The sequence below is a fragment of the Rhodococcus sp. DN22 genome (genome assembly GCF_036669995.1).
GTDB classification, from domain to species: Bacteria; Actinomycetota; Actinomycetes; order Mycobacteriales; family Mycobacteriaceae; genus Rhodococcus_F; species Rhodococcus_F erythropolis.
This window is the reverse complement of the sequence record NZ_CP133326.1, coordinates 3,644,218-3,664,015: the sequence shown is the minus strand read 5'-3', so window position 1 is coordinate 3,664,015 and position 19,798 is coordinate 3,644,218. Positions and strand designations below refer to the sequence as shown.

The 19,798-nt window shown below is 62.0% G+C and carries 3 protein-coding genes; 1 reads left to right on the top strand and 2 read right to left on the bottom strand.

Annotated features, from left to right (window positions below):
- Nucleotides 1–13: 13 nt before the first annotated feature.
- Both RA302_RS16575 and RA302_RS16570 read right to left on the bottom strand, forming a co-directional pair.
- A complete protein-coding gene (locus tag RA302_RS16575) occupies nt 14–1,045 on the bottom strand; it encodes an iron-siderophore ABC transporter substrate-binding protein (protein WP_070161652.1) in 1,032 nt (343 codons plus the stop codon).
- Nucleotides 1,046–1,227: 182 nt separating this feature from the next.
- The gene (locus tag RA302_RS16570) at nt 1,228–3,087 is read right to left on the bottom strand and encodes a DUF4012 domain-containing protein (protein ID WP_070161654.1); all 1,860 of its coding nucleotides are present in this window, start codon (nt 3,085–3,087) and stop codon (nt 1,228–1,230) included.
- Between the two features lie 192 nt (nt 3,088–3,279).
- Between RA302_RS16570 and RA302_RS16565 the strand changes: the two genes are divergently transcribed.
- Complete coding sequence (locus tag RA302_RS16565) at nt 3,280–19,491, top strand: amino acid adenylation domain-containing protein (protein ID WP_338477319.1); 16,212 nt, start codon at nt 3,280–3,282, stop codon at nt 19,489–19,491.
- Nucleotides 19,492–19,798 lie beyond the last annotated feature (307 nt).

Genomic DNA, 19,798 nt, shown 5'->3' with positions numbered 1-19,798 from the left:
ATGCTGATCTACATCACTTGTTCAGCTTCGCGATTGCCTCGTCGATCATCGGCACGTAGCGCTCGAGCGACCAGGGCACGGTCAGAGGGTTGATCATCGAGGAACCGGTGACGAAGGGCTGTTCGGTCGGAGCGATGACAGTTCCCCGAGCCACAGCGGGGATTGCCTGGTAAGCGGGCTGCGCTTCGATCTCGGCCCGATTGGCCGGGTCCGAGTAGAAGGTGAAGAGCAGGTCGGACTTGTCGAGGAGGTTTGCGTTCTCGAGGCCGATGACGGCGGAGTCTGTTCCTTCAGATTCCGTCAAGGTGTAGACGACGGGATCCACCTGCAGGCCAAGTGCGCGGACCATGGCCACACGCTGCTCTTCGGCGAAAAAGACGCCGAGGGTTCCTGGGCCTGTGTTGTAGATGAAGGAGAAGCTGACGTCGGAGTAGTTCGGATGTGCTGCAGTCGATTCCGCGAACTGCGACTTGATCTTGTCGATTTCGGCTGTCGCCTTCTCGGATTCACCCATGGCTTTGCCGATGACGTTGATCTGGTCTTCCCACGTGATGGTCCAGGGGCTCTCGGCGTAGGCGACGGTCGGCGCGAACGCGTTGAGTGAGTCGAACTGCTGCTGTGTGATGCCGGACCACGGGGCGAGGATCAGGTCGGGTTCGAGAGCGATGATCGCCTCGATGTTGAGATCGGTTCCGCCGGTGAACTGCTCTGGCAGTTCGCCACCTTGCTTCGTGACCGCTTCGTGGACCCACGGCAGATACCCGGTGTCGTCGCTGCCCCATGCGTACTTTTCGACGCCGACGGGGATCGTGCCGAGCGCGATTACGGTCTCCGCCGACCCCATGCCGAGAGTCACGATTCGCTCGGGCTTTTCGGTGATGACGGCGTTTCCGAGCGCACTTTCGATGGTGACGGTTTTGAAGTCGCTGCTGCTCGATTCGGTTGCGGTGTCCTTGTTACTGCATCCGCCGATTACCAGGGCGGCAATGACCAATCCACTCAGCGCCACAGTTCGGCGAAGTGAGCGCACACGGGCGTATCGCATGGGGAACCTTCCGTTGTCGATGCGCCGAGGAGTGAGACTCCGACGGATCGCAGCCGACGGCCGGTTCCAGGCGCTCCAGGAAGCATAGGCTAGCCTTCGCCAAAGTTTCAAATCTGCTGAAAGTTCACGAGCCCGACAAACGGCGACATGCCAGGGGCCTCGTCGACGTTTGCCGGTCAAGCTCAGCAGGTAGGCACGTCGACGGTAATCTTCGGGTCGTCGACCAGCGGCTGGACCGGTACGCGAGCTTCGCCCTCGGCTGTGGGCTCGGTCAGATCGAACTTCAGCTCAACCGTCTGGCCTCGCGGAATGACGGCCCTGGTCATGTAGGCCGGGTGACCCTGTTCAGTTCCGTTGACGGCAAACGAAATCTGTCCACCCACGGAGACGGCATCGAGTTTGGCGCCGGCTGTCGCAAGCAGAGTGACTGCAGCCACATTGGTGCCATTGGGCAGTCGTCCGGGGTTGTCGACGATCCCGCTGACATATTCGGTCAGGTCGGCGTCGGGCGCGTTGTTGGTCAGTCGAACGGTGACCGTTGTCTTTCGGGTGTCGCCGGTGCACGTCTGGGCTGTGTAGTCGATTTCTCGTGTGAGGTAGTAGTCGAGCTTGTTGCCGGCTTGGTTGTTGATCACCACACCGGCATACGGAACCGCATCATCGGGAATGGTGTGCCCGAGGACGGTGTCGGCAAGAACCGATTGTTCGTCGGGGTGAGAGCTCCACACGGCGATTCTGCCCTCGCTGACGCTCTTGCCCAGAGCTTCCAGCAGTGCGCTCGGCGACTTGATGTTCCCGGTCATCTTCTCCACGACACGAGCTGCGATTGTCTGCAGATACTGCTTTCGTGCCTTGTTGTCGGAAGGGAAGCGAGCGTACGCAGTCGACTCGGTCAGTTCCACGACGTTGTCGGCGGTGACCGACTCTCCGTCGGGCATCTTGATCGGTCCTACCGCTTCGAGGATGTAACTCAGGGCGATCGGATCGGTCGCTATCGCACCGTCGACCATCTCACCCCCGGACTCCTGTGACCACAGGGACTGCCAGATCTGCGCTGCGTAGGGAAAGTGCGAGCTGAGGTTGCTGTTGCGAGAATCGGTGGTCGGGCGACTGTTTCCGTACAGCTGGTTGAAGTCAGGACCAAGGTCTATCGGTTGATTGTCCAGTGTTAGTTCGGAGTTGGGGGAGAGTGTGTCCACCCGAGCGGCGCCGTTGTCGACTCGGACGATGCCGTATCCACCCAACAGGCCGCCGGTTCCTCGCGCTTCCGCATTGGTCTGGAAACCGATGAAGTAGTTGCGCGGTCCGTCGGTGCCGAGCATCGCCGGTGCGATGCGCGCCGCGGTGGCGGTGTTCGTCAGGAGGGTAGCCAGTTCGCTTGTCTGCGACTGTAATTCTGCTCTGGCATCGTTAACTCGGCCCAGGTACTTCGATTCGGGAACTTCCTGTGCCTGCGACGACAGCAATTCCGCGGCGATAGCTGTTTCGGCCAGTTTCGGTTCCGCTTCGCGTAACGGTGCGAGTGCCAAGCGCCCACCGGGCTGCACCAATTCCGTTGGTGCGAGTGAAGTTCCGGTAGTCACGGCAGGGCCGAGAACGTCACGCGTAAGCCCCTGAACGACCTCGGTCATCTGGCGCGTCGACTCGAATGGCGACCCGATGACGGGAATTGCGGCGGTGATGTTCCAGGGGAGTGAATGGGTGTTGTCGTATGCGGCCGATGCTGCGCGATCGGCTTCCGCCGCGGCAGACTCTGCGACTCCCGTATCTCCGGCCAGGAGAGCGCTCTTCGCCGACTGTGCGTGGTCGCGAGCCGCCTCCAGGTTGTCTTTCGCCTCGTATGCCGTGTACCCGAGCCATGCCACGAAACCGCCCACTACCAGCGTCGTTGCGGTGATCGCGACTGCCGTTCTACGGCTTCGGAGAAAAGCGGCCGCCCCCTTGGTTTCGCGCTCCGGGCCCCTCGGTGGGATGGTGTTGGAGCCGATCGGTTCAGCCCCGGAATCGTCGTCGGACTTTGGTCCCACCGTGTCGTTGTTCATCCGCTGAAGCTCCTGACGTTTGAGTGCGTGAAAGCTGCGTCGACATGTCTAGCAGTGTTGGCCCAGTGGTGAAAACTTAGACGAGACAGTAGGGTTCGGTTCGGCCGTTCGTGGTGTTCGCTCCCATGGATTCACGTGATCAGCCACCGAACGTTCGTGAAAAACAAGGCTGGTGAAATGTGAGGTGACGGGTTGAGTGCTTTTCCGTTGTCTCGGGCTCAGCTCGCGCTGTGGTTCGCGCAGCAATTGAGTCCGTCAACTCCGTTCGTGGTGGCTCAGTACGTGGAACTACGCGGACCGGTTGACGTCGACGCGCTGATCGAGGCAACGAATACGGCATGTCATGAATTGGAGTCGCCGTTCGTTCGCCTCGTCGCTACCGATGCCGAGCCGGCACAGGTCGTCGATCATTCGATCGTCGACGATCTCGCATACCTCGACTTACGCAGCGACCGCGACCCGGTTCAGCGCGCGAACGAGTGGATGACAGCGGAATACTCACGGCCACTTGACGTGATGTCTGACCGCCTGATCTCGGCGACCTTGCTTCACCTGGCAGATGAGCACTACTACTGGTACTCGCACGCCCATCACCTCGTGCTCGACGGACATGCGGCGATGACACTCACCGCTCGGGTGGCCGAGCGCTATTCGCATCTGGTTCATGGCAAGACGCTGACTCCTTTCGGTGGTTTCGGGGTACGTGCACTGCATGACCTCGACGTCGACTACCGATCCTCGTCGCGGTATCGATCGGACGAGCAGTACTGGACGGAGATGTCCGAAGGCCTGCCCCGCCCGGTTCGCCTCGCCGACGGCGCCGGGCTGACGTCCATGCCGCAGCGCATGATGGTTCGGACACTGAATCCAACTCTTGCAAAACAGCTTTCGGATGTCGCGACCGAGTGGACTACGTCCGAGGTGGCGGTCCTCGTCGGTGCATTCGCGTCCTATCTCGGTCGCATGACTGATTCCGATGACGTAGTCCTCAGCTTGCCGGTGTCCGGCCGCACCACGGCGACGTCGAGACGTTCAGGTGGGATGCTGTCCAACATCGTGCCTGTTCGTGCGCAACTCGAACGGGATCTGTCGCCACGAGAACTGGTGCGTCAGATCTCGGTTCAGATGACCGGTGCACTACGCCACCAGCGATTCCGCTACGAGGACATGGGCTTCCAGGAGGGGCAGGGCGGATCCCGTGAGGCGGCGGGCCCGGCCGTGAACGTCATGATGTTTCACGAAGCGATTCGGCTCGGTGACGTCGTCGGCGAATTTCACGTCCTCACATCCGGACCCACCGAAGACCTGTTCTTCAGCATCTATCCGTCGATCGCGGGGGAGAACGTTCGCCTGTCCTTCGAAGCCAATCCGCACCTCTACGGCGAACGTGACCTGGCGATGCATCATCGTCAGTTCGTTCGGCTACTCGAAGGGTTCCTCGACTCGGCTACCCGTGCGCTCGGTGACCTCCGCATCCTCTCGACGGATGAAGTGAAGGATCTGGTCCCCGCGCTGGGTCCGCGGACGGACGGATTCGCGACGCTCGATTCGGTCATCAGAGGCGGCGCAGGGCAGGGGAGTGCTGTCGCGATCCGCGAGCAAGGTGTGGACGTCACTTACGACCAGCTCGGCGCTCGCGCGGAATCACTCTGCGCCTTGCTCGTGGAGAACGGAGTCGGACGAGGCGACGTCGTCGGGATCCTCACCGAGCGCTCGACCGATTCCGTAGTTGCATTCCACGCGGTAGTGCGGGCTGGTGCTGTCCTTCTTTTCGTGGATCCTCAAACACCCTCCGAGCGTGTCGCTTTCATTCTCGACGACGCCGACGTGTCGGTTGTGGTCGGTGGCGAACTCGTGGACGTGCCGGCTTGGGTGTGCGTCGTTGATCCCAGTGGCGACGAGACCGTCGAAGGGCCGGTGGATCGACGCGTGGGGGCGGGTTCATCTATCGCCGACCTGTCTCTGGACGACACCGCCTACGTGGTCTACACCTCTGGTTCTACCGGGCGACCGAAGGGTGTCGCGGTCACGCACCGAGGCATTGTGCCGTTGCTGCGTTCTCACGCACGGCGTCTGAACATCGATAGTTCCTCCCGTGTCGCGCTCCTTGCAAACACATCGTTCGACGTGGCGATCCTCGAGATTCTGCTTGCGCACGGCTGCGGCGCGACCGCAGTGATCGTTCCTCCCGGATTGATCGGCGGAGTGGACCTCGAAGACTATTTGCGGCTCGAAGGTGTCACGCACCTGAACTCGACGCCATCGGTTCCGTTGACGATGGATCCTCGGGCTTTGCCGGAACTTCGAGTCTTGAACGTCGGCGGCGAGCGACCGCCGGGAGCGCTCGTGGATGCGTGGTCGAGTCACGTCGACATCGTGAATTCGTACGGGCCCAGTGAAGCGACCGTCGCGGCATTCATGAGCGAGCCACTCGAGCCTGGTGGTGATACTCCGATCGGGCGTCCGATCGACGGCGTTTCCGCTGTGGTGTTGGATTCGTGGTTGCGTCCGACTCCGGTCGGCGCCGTGGGTGAGCTGTACGTGATGGGACACGGACTGGCGCGAGGGTACCTTTCTCCGATGCTCACCGCGGAGCGTTTCGTAGCTGCGCCCTTCGGTGCTGCCGGCGCTGGTGAGCGCATGTACCGCACCGGGGATGTCGTGCGATGGAACGATGCCGGTCAACTCGAGTTCTTGGGTCGCTCTGATCAACAAGTCAAGATCCGTGGAGTACGCGTCGAACTGGGCGAGATCGAGGCTGTGCTCCTGTCGACTCCCGGCGTTGCGCAAGCAGCGGTGGTCGAGCGATCCGGGTCGCTTGCGGCGTATGTGACCGTGGCCGAAGGTGCAGCTCATCCGTTGAGCCAGACGATGGTGCTCGATCATCTGGCTTCCCGACTTCCTCGTTCCATGCTGCCGAGTTCGGTGACTATTTTGGCAGCATTGCCCGTCACGAGCCATGGAAAGACTGACCGTTCAGCGCTCCCCGAACCGGCGTCGTCCGCGCCGGCCGAGCAGCGCGCGGCGGTCAACCGTCCGATCGAGTACGACGAGGAATTGATTGCCTCGGTGATGGCCGAGGTCCTCGGCGTCGGAGTTCTCGGACCGCACTCCGACTTGTTCGCCTGGGGCGGTAGTTCACTCGACGCCGTGTATGTTGCCGCGCGAGTGAGTTCCGCCCTCGGAAGACGGGTTGGCGTGAGGGACGTGTTCGGTGCCCCGACGCCGGCGCGCCTGGCCCGGGTGATCCGTGCGGGGCGGGCGGAGTGGGTGGAGGAACCCCAGCGCATTTCGGACGACCTCGTCGTGGAAATCGCACCGGCGCAACAACGCCTATGGTTACTCAATCGTCTGGATCCCCAGTCGTCGGCGTACAACATTGCGTTCGAAGTCGCGTTCAGTGGTGCTCTGGATATCGAGGCGATGAGGGTGGCGGTAGGTGACCTGACCGATCGCCATCTCGTCTTGCGTACTGTTTTCTCGTTCGACCAGAATCACGACGCGTGGCCGATCCAGGTTGCGACCGCGACTCCGGTGACTCTGATCGAGGTTGCGTCCGAGGATTACGAGGCTGCGTCAGCGGATTTGGTTGCGGCGGGTTTCGACCTGGCGACCGATACGCCTCTTCGCTTGATCCTCGCCTCCGGCAGCGATGCCGACCACCGCATGACCGTGGTTGCCCATCACATCGCCCTGGACGGCCTTTCGTTCGCGACGATCGTCTCGGACCTCATCGCGGCGTACGACGCTCGCGCCGACGGACGGTCGCCGATCTGGCCTTCGCCCGCTCTCGACTACCGCGACTATTCCGCTTGGCACAGAACCATTCTCGGTGATCCCGCGGATCCACAGAGCTTGGCAGGACGCCAGCTGGAATTCTGGTCCGACACACTCGCCGGTGTTGATCCGACTCTGGCGCTTCCCGTGGACAGATCCCGCCGGCCGGACCAACCGTCGTCGGCTCGGGACGTGACGTTCGAGTTGCCCTCACCTATCCATGCGGCGCTGAACGAGATCGCTCGCGCGCACGACTGCACAACCTTCATGGTGTTGCACGCTTGCCTTGCGATCGCACTGAGCAAGATCACCGGTGCGTCCGATGTGGTCATCGGGACCCCGACCTCCGGACGAACGCATCCTTCGTTCGACGGTGTCGTCGGTATGTTCGTCGGGACCGTCGCGCTGCGAACGCTCCTTCGCGGCGGAGACACGTTCGGTGAGTTCTTGACTCGGGTGCGCGAGGTTGATGTGGCGGCCCTGTCCAATGCCGACGTCCCGTTCGACTGGGTGGTCGACCGTGCGGTCGGTGGGGCCGTGGGCGAGAAGAATTCTTTCCTCCGAGTTGTTCTCGCTGTCGATCCGGTAGCGCCCGACTCCGAGATCGCGATGGGAACTCTGACGGCGCACGGCACTCCGCTACCCCCCGTGCACCCTCGCTTCGACCTCGAAGTGACTGTGCGCGAGGATCGTACGATTGACGGAGACGCGAGCGGTATTCGCGGTACATTCCGATATGCCGACGATTTGTTCGATGCAGGCACCGTGCAGAGCTGGGTCGAGCGGCTTCGTCGAGTGTGTGGCTCGATTACCGAGAACTCGTCAATCATGTTGCGTGACATCGATGTTCTCAGTGTTGCGGAACGCGAAGAATTGTCGGCTCGGGTGCCGGCGCCGTCGATTGTCGCGCAGTCGCCTCCTGACCTCTTCGGGGCCGTCGCAGCCCGGCATCCGAATGCAATCGCGGTGTCGAGTGGCGATACTCGTTTCACCTATGAAGAGGTGCGAGTTCGTTCGGAGGGCCTTGCCGCTGTCTTGATCGATCGAGGAATTCGAGTCGGTGATCGCGTGGCGGTCGCCCTGCCTCGATCGGTCGACCTCGTCGTAGCCATCATCGCTGTCGTTCGCGCGGGCGCGACGTACGTACCGATCGACTTGCAGTATCCCGACGCTCGTATCCACTACGTACTTGCCGATGCAGGCCCGAAAGCGATTCTGTCGACGGACGAATCTGCTGGGCGGTTCGTTGGGTACGAGCAACTGGTCATCTTCGTGGACGAGACGACTGACGCTACGGCCGACTGGCCCGTTGCACGGTCGGAGTCCGCCGCCTACGTGATCTACACTTCCGGATCAACTGGAGCTCCCAAAGGCGTAGTGGTGTCTCAGGACAACGTGTTGGCGCTGCTCGCCTCGACCCGAGAGATCTTCGACTTCAACGCCGAAGATGTGTGGACGATGTTTCATTCGTACGCATTCGACTTCTCGGTCTGGGAGATGTGGGGTTCGTTGACCACTGGCGGATCCCTCGTGATCGTGGACGGTGATGTCGCGCGCTCACCCGAAAGATTCGCGGATCTGATTGTGCGGGAACGAGTGACCGTTCTCAATCAGACCCCGGCCGCCTTCTATGCGTTGGCGGAAGTCACGCAGGAAATGCTGCTTCCGCTCCGGACGATTGTTTTCGGCGGTGATCGCCTCGACGCCGGGCGCGTGGAGGCTTGGTTCGATCGGCACCCGGACGTGCGGGGCGTCAACATGTTCGGAATCACCGAAACCACAGTCCATGTCACCAGTTTCGACCTTGTCCCCGGTGACGAGACTGTCTCGCCGATCGGGTCCCCACTACCAGGGTTGCGCAGCTACGTACTGGACGCGTCGTTGAAGCCCGTCCCTCCGGGATCTGTCGGCGAACTGTATGTTGCGGGTCCGCAGGTGGCCGAAGGCTACTTGGGTCGACCCGCGATGACGTCTTCGCGATTCGTGCCTGAACCCGGATTCGATGGATCACGGATGTACCGCAGCGGCGATCTGGTCCGTTGGCGAGCCGGCCGACTCGAATATGTTCGCCGCGCCGACGGTCAGATGGCACTGCGCGGTTACCGCATCGAACCGGGCGAGGTCGAATCCGCGCTGTTGGCTCACACGTCGGTGGAGCAGGCCGCGGTAGTGGTGAGAGAACTCGACAGCGGGCCGACTTTGGTCGGTTACATCACCCCGGGGAGCGGACACGACCTCGACGGCGTCTTGCGGACTGCTCGTTCGTTGCTGCCCGCGCACATGGTTCCGTCGGCTTTGATGGCGCTCGCGTCATTACCGGTCACGATCAACGGCAAAATCGACCGAGCATCGTTGCCGACCCCGGTGTCTCTCACGCAGCCGACTCGGCAGTCGCGAGACTTCTTCGAGCAGACAGTCGCAGCTATTCTGAGCGATTTGATGGAAGTTCCGCATGTCGATCCGGTCCGGAACCTCTTCGATCAAGGCGCCAATTCCTTGATCGCCACTCGTCTTTCGTCGCGTCTGAACTCCGCCCTGGGCTGCAACCTCGACGTCCGCGATGTGTTCGAGCACCCATCCGTCGATCAGCTCGCAGACATCGCTGCTGCGCGGATAGGTGTAGGGCGAACCGGCGCGGAGCACGCGTCTGACGTGTCCTTGGGGCCTCGTTCGGACAACACGGAAGTGCACCTGTCAGCTTCCCAGCATCGAATGTGGATTCTGAATCAGTTGGATACAGACTCCGCCGGATACAACATCCCGATCGTGCTGCGCTTGGCAGGCGAGCTGGACGTGGTTGCGGCCGAACTGGCAATTCGTGACGTGATCAATCGCCATCGCACCCTGCGGACCGTGTACCCGGTTGTCGGCGGCGGCCCGGTTCAGACGGTGCTCGACGCCGAGGATGCGCTTCCGGCCTTTCAGCTCGAGGCACTCGACGGCGGCGACGCCGAGAATTGTGTAGCAGAACTGGTGGGTTCGGGCTTCGATGTCACCGTTGATCCGCCCGTACGTGCGGCACTTCTCCAGGTTTCACCTGTCGAGCACATCCTGGCTGTCGTCGTCCATCACATTGCCGCCGACGCTCGATCACTCGAATTGTTGGTCCGCGACTTCACTGCGGCGTACATCGCCCGCTCGGCGCAGCACGCTCCGCAGTGGTCGCCGCTCGCGCTCGAATACTCCGATTACAGTGCATGGCAAAGGGAATCGGGGATTCCCGAGACGGTACGCAGCTACTGGATGCAGGCTCTCGAAGGACTTCCCGAGCAGGTGACGCTTCCCCTCGATCGTCCACGTTCGACGTTCGCCCGTGCGTCGAGCTGTCGGGTGGAGATCTCAGGTTCGGTACGAACGGGCCTTCAGACACTCGCACGATCGAACAACGCGACCATGTTCATGGTTGTACACGCCGCTCTCGCGGCGCTGTTGGCGAGGTACAACGGTAGCAATGACGTAGCTGTCGGCACTGTTGTGTCCGGACGCGTCACACCTGAACTCGACGAGCTGGTCGGCATGTTTGCCGGCACGATTGTTCTTCGAACCGAAGTCGATCCGTCGAACTCGTTCGGCCGGTTGGTCGAGCAGGTTCGTCAGCGTGACGTAGCGGCGTTCGCGCACGCAGAGATGCCCTTCGAATCGCTGGTCGATCTGATCGACCCACCGCGATCGCGTTCGCGACATCCGTTGTTCCAGGTGGCGCTCTCGTTCCGAACTGCTGAGACCGCCGCGTGGTCGATACCAGGGCTGGACATCACACAGATTGCTCCTGAAGTCAGGCACGCAAATTTCGATCTGCAGGTCAACGTCACGGACGAGGGGGTCGGGGGCGAACTCGGTCTCGAATTCGTCTACAACGCTGATCTATTCGATGATCTGACGGTATCGAGCTTTGCGGGCCGGTTCGAGCGCTTCCTGAATCAAGTGTCTGTCGACCCGAATGTCGCCGTAGGGCAAATCGACCTGTTGGACAGTGCGGAACGAGCTCTTCTCGTCCCCGCACACGGCGCGGTCGACCGGCCTGATCGATCTCGACTTTCCGGTACGACACTTGCCTCCATGCTGCGCTTCGGCGTCGAATCCGCCCCGGACGCTGTGGCGGTCGAGGGTGAGGGCAACACACTGACTTACCGGGAACTCGATGCCCAGTCGGATGTCGCAGCCGACGAGTTGCGCTCCCGGGGAGTTGGAGTCGACCAGGTCGCTGCTTGGACTGCAGATCGGTCGATTGCGTCGATCGTGCAACTGTGGGCAATCGCGAAGGTCGGTGCAGCTCCGGCATTGACGGACCCGGAACAGCCGCAGGCGCGAGTACGCGATGTCCTCGAAACACTGGGCACCGGAGCGATCGGCGGCCGCAACGCTGGTGGTGAAGACGCTGGTGCTGAAGACGCTGGTGGTGAGAAAGTCACCGACTCGGTGCGCGAATATTCCGAGAACCTGGCGGCCTACGTAGTTTTCACGTCAGGAACGACCGGAACCCCCAAGGCTGTGGTCGTGACCAACGGCGGGCTCGGTGTGATCGCCGAAGACCTGCCCGGTCGATTCTCGGCTGGGCCAGGTTCTCGCGTATTCCATCGCGGAGCGCCAGGATTCGACATGACGTTGCTCGAGGTGCTCATCGCGAGTGCGTCCGGGGCCACGCTCGTTCTGGCGAAGAACGAAGAACTGTTCGGCTCGGGACTCGCATCAGCACTGAGGCGCGAGCGAATTACTCATCTGTGCGCCACACCTACTGTCGTCGCCTCGATCGGCGATCCTTCGCTGCCGGACCTTTCCACGGTGATGTTCGGGGGCGAGCGACTCGGCGGCGCGTTGGCGAAGCGCTGGCAAGCCGGACGCCGAGTCATCAACGGATACGGACCTGCCGAGTCGACGATGTATTCGCTTGCTACCGAACCACTGTCGATCGAACAACTGTCGGGTGACACTCACGACGGATCGATCGGGTATCCACTGGCCGGGGTCGACGCCGTCGTGCTCGATGATCGACTCGAACCGGTGCCGCCGGGAGTCGCCGGCGAACTGTATCTCTCAGGTCGAATGCTCGCTCGCGGTTACGCCGGCCAACCGGCCCGAACTGCGGAACGATTCGTGGCAACCGGTTCAGGCGCCCGGATGTACCGGACGGGCGACCTGGTGATGTGGAAGCCGGAAAGCCCCAAATCCGAGGGAAATACGTATCGCCTGCATTATCTCGGGCGAACCGACGTGCAGGTGAAGGTCAACGGTGTCCGGATCGAACCGGGTGAGATCGAGGCAGTCATTCAGTCTGTCGCGAACGTCGACTTCTGTGTCGTCGGGGTTCGGTCGGCCGAAGGTGGAAGTCCTCTGTTGGTCGCCTACGTGAGAAGTTCAGGTGCCGAAAGAGTTGACACTGGTCAACTTCGCGCTGCCGCCGCAGAAGTCCTTCCGACGTACATGGTTCCGCATGCCATCGTCGACATCGAGGGCGAGCTTCCGATGCGGAACGGCAAGGTCGACTTCGCCCGTCTCCCGTCTCCGACACTGGATGCTTCCCGTGCAGAGGGGCCGGCCACCGCCACCGAACGTGTTGTAGCCGGAGCTTTTGGTTCCGTCCTCGGTGGGAATGAGGACGACCGCGACGCAGACTTCTTCTCGCTCGGGGGCAACTCGCTGTCGGCCGCGGAGGTTACCTCGCTCTTGAGTAGTACTCTGGGGCTGGTTGTTCCGCTCAGGACCGTATTCGAGCATCCAACAGTTGCGGCGTTGGCAGCCCGGCTCGATTCGCTCGAGCAGAACGACTCGGTGACCGATCTTGTCCGACTGGAACCGCGCCGCGACCCCACGCCCGCACCCCTGTCACGAAACCAGCGTGCGATGTGGGTACTGAATCAGCGGAACACGGCGAGCGGCGCGTACAACCTGCCGATCTGCATCGAGATCGACGGTGAACTCGACGCGGCGGCGCTGCGTCAGGCAGCAACGGATCTTGTCGGTCGTCATGATGTCCTCAGAACCCGGTATCCGGGCACTCCACCGGTTCAGGTCGTGGATCCTCCGACCTCCGTGACAATGGAAACGCGGCTGGTCGCCGACATCGAGGTCGAGGTGCTGCTGCGAGAGTTCGGCTCGCGTGGTTTCGATGTAGCGGCAGACCTGCCGGTGCGCTGGATGCTGCTCCAGGTGTCACCGGTCAGGCACGTTCTGGCAGTGAGCTTTCATCACATCGCAGTCGACGGGGTGTCGATGCGAACGGTGGTCGGCGACCTGCTGACCGCGTACGGCAAGCGACGAGCTGGACTGGATTCGCAATGGTCTCCGTTGCCGATCCAGTACGGGGATTTTGCCGCGTGGGAGGCAGCACGTGACGTTTCCCCTGTCGTCGAGCAGTTCTGGCGCCGAACGCTGGACGGTGTGACATCTGTGTCTCCGCTGACGGTGGATCACTCCGATGGCGGGCCGGATACCTTAGCGCAGCGAGTGAACTTCGTGATACCAGCCGTCATCACCTCGGCACTGCAGGCGCGAGCCGACCGATTGAAGGTCTCGCTGTTCGCGGTGGTTCATGCGGCGTTGTCGGTGGTGCTTGCCAAGCTGAGTGGAAATCCCGATGTCGTGATCGCGACAGCTGTCGACGGACGGCGGGCGCCTCAGCTCGACGGCGTGGTCGGCATGTTCGTGGATACGGTGCCTCTTCGCCTTCGGATCGACGGGGACGTGCCGATCGATCTTCTGTTGGGTGCAGCTTTCGATGCTGATGTGGCAGCGTTCGAAAACAGCTCTGTTCCTGCCGAGTTGGTTGGTGAGCTGCTCGGTGGACGAACTCCCCAGATTGCGCTGGGTCTGCAGAACTTCGCGATCCCTGCCGTGGAGGTTTCCGGCCTCACGATCGAGGCTCGCGAAATCGAGACCGCGACAACGAAGTTCCCCATGCATGTCTCGCTCGCACCCGCTGACGACGGTTCATTGACCGGAGCGCTCATCTATGCCGCGAGCGCATTCGATCCTTCGAGCGCCGACGCGGTTACCCGACAGCTGTCGAGAGTGCTCACCTCGATTGCCGAGGATGTACCAGTACTCGTTTCGGATCTCGTGGTGGGCGCGGCGCCCAGTTGGACTGCTGCCGAGGTCGATTCGTCCCGCACGCTGACCGAGATCTTCGCCGCCACCGCGGCGCGATTCCCGAACAACATTGCTCTCGACGACGGACACCGCACGGTGACGTATGCCGAACTCGACTCTGCCTCGGATGCCCAAGCCTGGGAACTGGTGGCCCGGGGAGCAGGACCGGGTGCCGTGTACGAGATTCCGGCGGTACGGACTATCGCGTACCTGGTCCGAATGTTGGCGATCTCGAAGACGGGCGCGGCATTCGTACCGATCGACCCCGACCTGCCGCCGGCACGTCTGAAGCAGCTGCGCACCGTCCTCTCCGATCGCAGCCCTGTTCCCGGTCGGCAGTATCCGGATTCAGTCGCGTACGTTGTTCACACGTCCGGGTCGACCGGTGAACCGAAAGGCGTTGCAGTCACACACCGAGGACTGGGCCTGCTGACCGACGATGCTGTCCGCAAGTACGGCGTGACTTCGGAATCGGTTGTGCTGCACGGTTACAAACCGACGTTCGATGCAGCAATCCTCGAGATGATGTTGGCGATCGGCGCCGGGGCTACCTTGGCGGTCGCTCCTCGGGAGGCTTTCGGCGGAAGGGCACTCGAAGAATTCGTCGCAGAACGCGGCGTCACTCACATGTTGTCCACTCCAGCCGTACTCGACACGATGGCTCCGGAGCGGTTCGATTCGCTCGAGGTGGTGGCAGTCGGTGGCGATGTGCTCTCACCTTCCACCGCGCGTGCGTGGAGTCGCCGCGCGCGAATGCTCAATGCGTACGGACCGACGGAATGCACGGTGGTCACCACTGTCGCCGAAGTGGATCATCGGGTCACCATCGGAGTCCCGCTCGCCGGAATCGGTGCAGAGGTGCTCGATACGCGACTGCGTCCGGTGCCGTGGGCCGGGATCGGTGAGTTGTACGTCAGCGGGCCCGGGCTTGCGATGGGCTATGCCGGAGATCCTGCCGGCACCGCCACGTCGTTCATCGCAGCACCCGGTGGGCACCGCCGTTATCGGACCGGTGATCTGGTTCATCGCCGCACGGATGACACGCTCGGATTCGTCGGACGTTCCGACCGTCAGATGAGCGTGCGAGGAATCCGCGTCGAGCCCGCCGAAATCGAATCAGCTCTGCGTCGGTGCACGGGCGTCGAGGCTGCGGCGGTTGTCCTCGTCGACGACATCGCCGTTGCGTGCGCGGTTGGCGATGGTGTGGAGGCGGATCAGCTGACAATCGAGTTGGCCGCGATGTTGCCTGCGTATCTGATGCCCGGCCGCGTGGTCGTATTGGAGTCGATCCCGCTCACGACGAACGGAAAACTGGATGCAGATGCGTTGCGGCGCCATGTGTTCGAGAGCCAGGCGCCCGATGCAGCAGTGACGGTTTCGGAGGAACTCGTCACCGCTGTCATGTCGGAACACGTGTCCGGAAGTTTCGGCGCTCTGCACAACCTGTTCGAATCAGGTGGTGATTCGTTGGCCGCGGCAGCGGTGGCAGGTCGACTCGCCTCGATCTTCGCGCGAGATGTGCCTGTTCGCGCCGTCTTCGACAATCCGTCGCCGCGAGCGATGTCTCAGTGGCTGTCGGCGAGCGCGTCCGATGGCAAACGCCGCGAACTGACTCGACGTGATCCCGGCAAGCCGGCCCCGCTGGCGCCCTCGCAACAACGACTCTGGCTGATCAATCAGCTTCAGCCGGAATCGACTGCGTACAACCTGACGTTTGCAGCGGTCCTGGCAGACGACATCGATCGTTCGGTCTTGAGCAGCGCCCTCGGCGACGTCGTCGATCACCATGCCGTATTGCGAACTGTCTGTGTTCCGGGCGAATTCGGTCCGCAACAACTTGAAATGGACTCTGTTGCATTCGATCTCACTGCGGTATACGTCGGCGATATCCGTGCGAGCGCTTCGGCATTCGCGACTGTGCCGTTCGATCTCGAACGAGATGTTCCGTTCCGTGTGCGTCTGTTCACCGAAAAGGCAGGAGTCGACTCTGCAGGACTGACGGTCCTGGTCATCGTTGTTCACCACATCGCGATCGACGGAGCGTCGATGGGCCCGATCCTGACCGATTTCGTGGCAGCCTTCGAGGCCAGGTCGGCAGGTCTTCCCTGGGATCGCTCGTCGGGGGAGATCAGCTACGGCGACTACAGTTTCTGGGCGAGAGAGAGCTTGGGTGACCCCGAGGATTCTCTCAGCATGGCCCACCGGCAACTCGACTACTGGTCAGACACACTTTGTGGCGTCGAGGATGTGTTGGCTCTACCCGTCGACAACCCCCGGAGTCCCGTGTCTTCACGATCCGAGGAGATGGTTACGGAAGTCCTCGACGGCGCCACCTACGACGCGTTGTCGGCGTTGGCTCGTTCGCATGGCGTCACGGTATTCATGGTCGTCCACAGCGTGATTGCCGTGCTGCTCGCTCGCGAGTGCGTCACGGACGACGTCGTGGTGGGAGCAGCTGTGAGTCTGCGGAACGATCCGGCGCTGCTGAGCGTCGCCGGAATGATGGTGGGTACTGTTGCATTGCGCACGAGGATCAACTCCACCGATCGCTTCGCTGCTGTTCTGGACGAGGTTCGCCGTGCCGATCTGGAAGCAATGGCGAACGCGGACGTCTCGTTCGACGACGTCGTTGCGAAGGTCGATCCGCCGCGCAGGATGAACGAGCATCCGCTGTTCACGGTCATGCTGGCGTACCGGCGAGCGCTGGAGTTGCCGCAGATCGACGGCATTACCGTCTTCGACATCGACAACGCAGGGGCGTCGACCGGTTACGACTTGACGTGGGACCTGGTCGACACCGGTGACAGTCTGACTATTCGATTGCTGTATGCGACGGAGAAGTTCCGCGAGTCGACCGCGGAACTGTTCATGCAGCGGGTGAGACGTATCGCCGAATCAGTGACCGCGGAACCCGAGATTGTGATCGGGGAGATCGAACTGCTGTCCGGACTCGAACGCTCGGCGCTGACTGCTGCGAATCCTCGCCACGTCGAACCTCTGACGATTGCCGACATTTTCGAACGCGCTCTGCGTCAGGCGCCCGACGGCGTCGCGCTGGAAGAGAACGGCAGACGCTGGACTTACCGCGACCTGCACGAGGAGTCGTCGCACTGGACACGCGAGTTGGTGGTCCGAGGAATCGGACCCGACGACGTGGTGGCCGTTGCGCTCGGGCGCGGGCATCTGTGGATCGTTGCGTTGTGGGCAGTATCGCGTGCAGGCGCAGCGTGGCTGTCGCTCGATCCGGCGCTGCCGACAGCGCGCCGGCAGACGATGGTCGAGGAATGCGGTTCGGTTGTCGGTTTGACAGCGGGAGGTGCATCCGAGAGTTTGCCCGAGTGCGTCGAGTGGGTGGCGATGGACGAATCCCGCACTGCTGGTGGCGCTGCCGAGGTATCGGCAACGCCGGCTCACCCCGACAACCTCGCCTACGTCATCTACACGTCGGGTTCCACGGGAAGACCCAAGGGCGTGGAGGTTTCACACCGCGGAATCATGAACGTCTGCACCGCACACGCCGAGATCGCCGAGCTCGAGCGTGGCCCCCGAGTCCTGCAATTGGCGTCGTCGACCTTCGACGCGTCGGTGATCGAGATCCTTCTCGCGGCTGCAGGGTGTGGAACGCTGATTCTGACTCCCGACTTCGTCTACGGGGGAGAAGAACTCACGAATCTGCTGATAGCCGCCGACGTAACACATCTGATCGTGACGCCGACGGTCCTGGCGACAGTCGATCCGGATGCAGTGCAACCGTTGATCGTCGAATCGATGGGGGAGCCGCTCTCTGCGCGCCTTGCGTCGGCGTGGTCACCCCGACATCGCATCGTCAACGGATACGGACCGACCGAATCAACGATCGCGGCATCGATTTCCGCACGGATCACTGACGCGGACGTCACTGTCGGCACTCCAGTCCCTGGTACGACAGCATTTGTTCTCGATCAGAGGCTCCGACCGGTTCCGGATGGCGTTGCGGGAGAACTGTTCCTCGCCGGTGAGAATGTGGCACGGGGGTACGTCGCTTCCCCGGCTCTGACTTCCGAGCGCTTTGTTGCCAATCCTCATGCGGTGGGGACTCGGATGTATCGCACGGGTGACCTCGTGCGTCGTAGGCGTCACGACCGAGCGCTCGAGTACCTGGGTCGCAACGACGCGCAGGTGAAGGTGCGGGGTGTCCGCGTGGAACCGGCGGAGGTCGACGCGGCTCTGTCAAGCCATGGAGCAGTGGCCTTCTCGGTAACCGTTGTCTGTGACGACGGGCACGGATCCGCTGAGCTCCGTTCGTATGTGACGTTGGCGGAAAACGGTTCGGCGACGGAATCGGAGCTTCGCGGGTTCGTCTCCGGCCTGCTGCCGAAGCACCTGCTGCCTTCGTCGGTGACGATAGTGGGCGAGGTACCGTTGCTCGCTTCGGGGAAGATAGACGCAGCGGCACTTCCTGCTCCTTCACCGCAGCCAGGGTCGAGTGTGGATCGACCCATCTCGGATACCGAACGTCACGTGGCACAGGCATTCGAGGGCGTGACCGGCGCGATATCGGTCGGCCGCTACGACGACTTCTTCGAGCTCGGCGGGACATCGATGGGTGCAGTTCGAGTGGCTACGCGCTTGCGTGAGAGCCTGAACAGGGAATTCCCGGTTCAATGGATTTTCACCGACCGAACTGTGGCGGAGCTTGCCTCTCGGATGGATCTCGTTCATGCCGATGTCTTCGAGGGTGATTCGCTTCGTTCGGATCCGCTGGACACGGTCGTCATGCTCGGAGGCGACCCCGATGACCAACGGCCGCCGTTGTTCTGTGTGCATCCGGTCAGCGGAATCGCCTGGTGCTACGCCGGACTCGTCGGTCAGCTGCGGGGTCGACGGGTGTACGGCATCCAGGCAACGGGAGCAGGTGAATTGCCAGGCACGGTGGCGGAGTTGGCGTCGGGGTACGTCGATGCCGTACGGACGGTGCAGCCGTCGGGTGAATACCATCTACTCGGTTGGTCTGCCGGCGGAACGATCGCGCTCGAGATGGCGAGCCAGCTCGAAGAGGCCGGCGATCTGGTCGGTTCGGTTGTCATGCTCGACGCGCTGTTACCGGAGATGATGCCATCGGTACAAGCGGCTCCGAAACCTTCCGAACTGTTCGCGCAGATCGGGCTATCCGAGGTTGAAACTGACACTGCAGCACTGACTTTCACAGACGTTGCGGCAGAGATCCGAAGGCAGACCGGTATGGATTTCCTTTCCGATACGGTACTCGAATCCGTAGTGGGTCGGGTGGAAAAACTGTCGCGAATCGTTCGGGACCACACGCCGAGGCACTATTTCGGGTCAGTGGAACTGTTTGTGGCGCAGCATGATCTGCCTGAACATCGTCACCTGGTCGAAAGGTGGTCCGAACTGGTGGGGCCGTTGCGGGCGTACCTGGTCGACTGCTCCCACTCGGAAATGTCGAGCACTGAGGTGTTGGCAGAGGTCGCCCAAGTTCTCGTCGGCTATCTCGAAGGTGTCGATTCGGATTCGAAGGATCGCAATCATACTGGGGTGCAGTAGATCTAACGGGCCGGGACTTTGGTCCGGAATTGTCACTCCCGTGGTCCCCTTGCTTCAGTTCCGCAAGTAGAATCTGTAGCATTTCCCTTGTGGCAGTAAGCCATTCAGAAACTATCTCCGGAGGATCGTATGTTGGGTTCCCTTTTTTCCATCAGCTCTGAAATCGGTGTTCCGTCCGTCGACGCGCTCTTCGAGGCTGCTCGGACCATCATCGGCGCGCTCTTCGGCCTGAGCTGACACGTCGCAGCGACCTTCCCCCGCGGTGAAGAAAGTCCCTGTTCTCCGACAAGGAGAACAGGGACTTTCG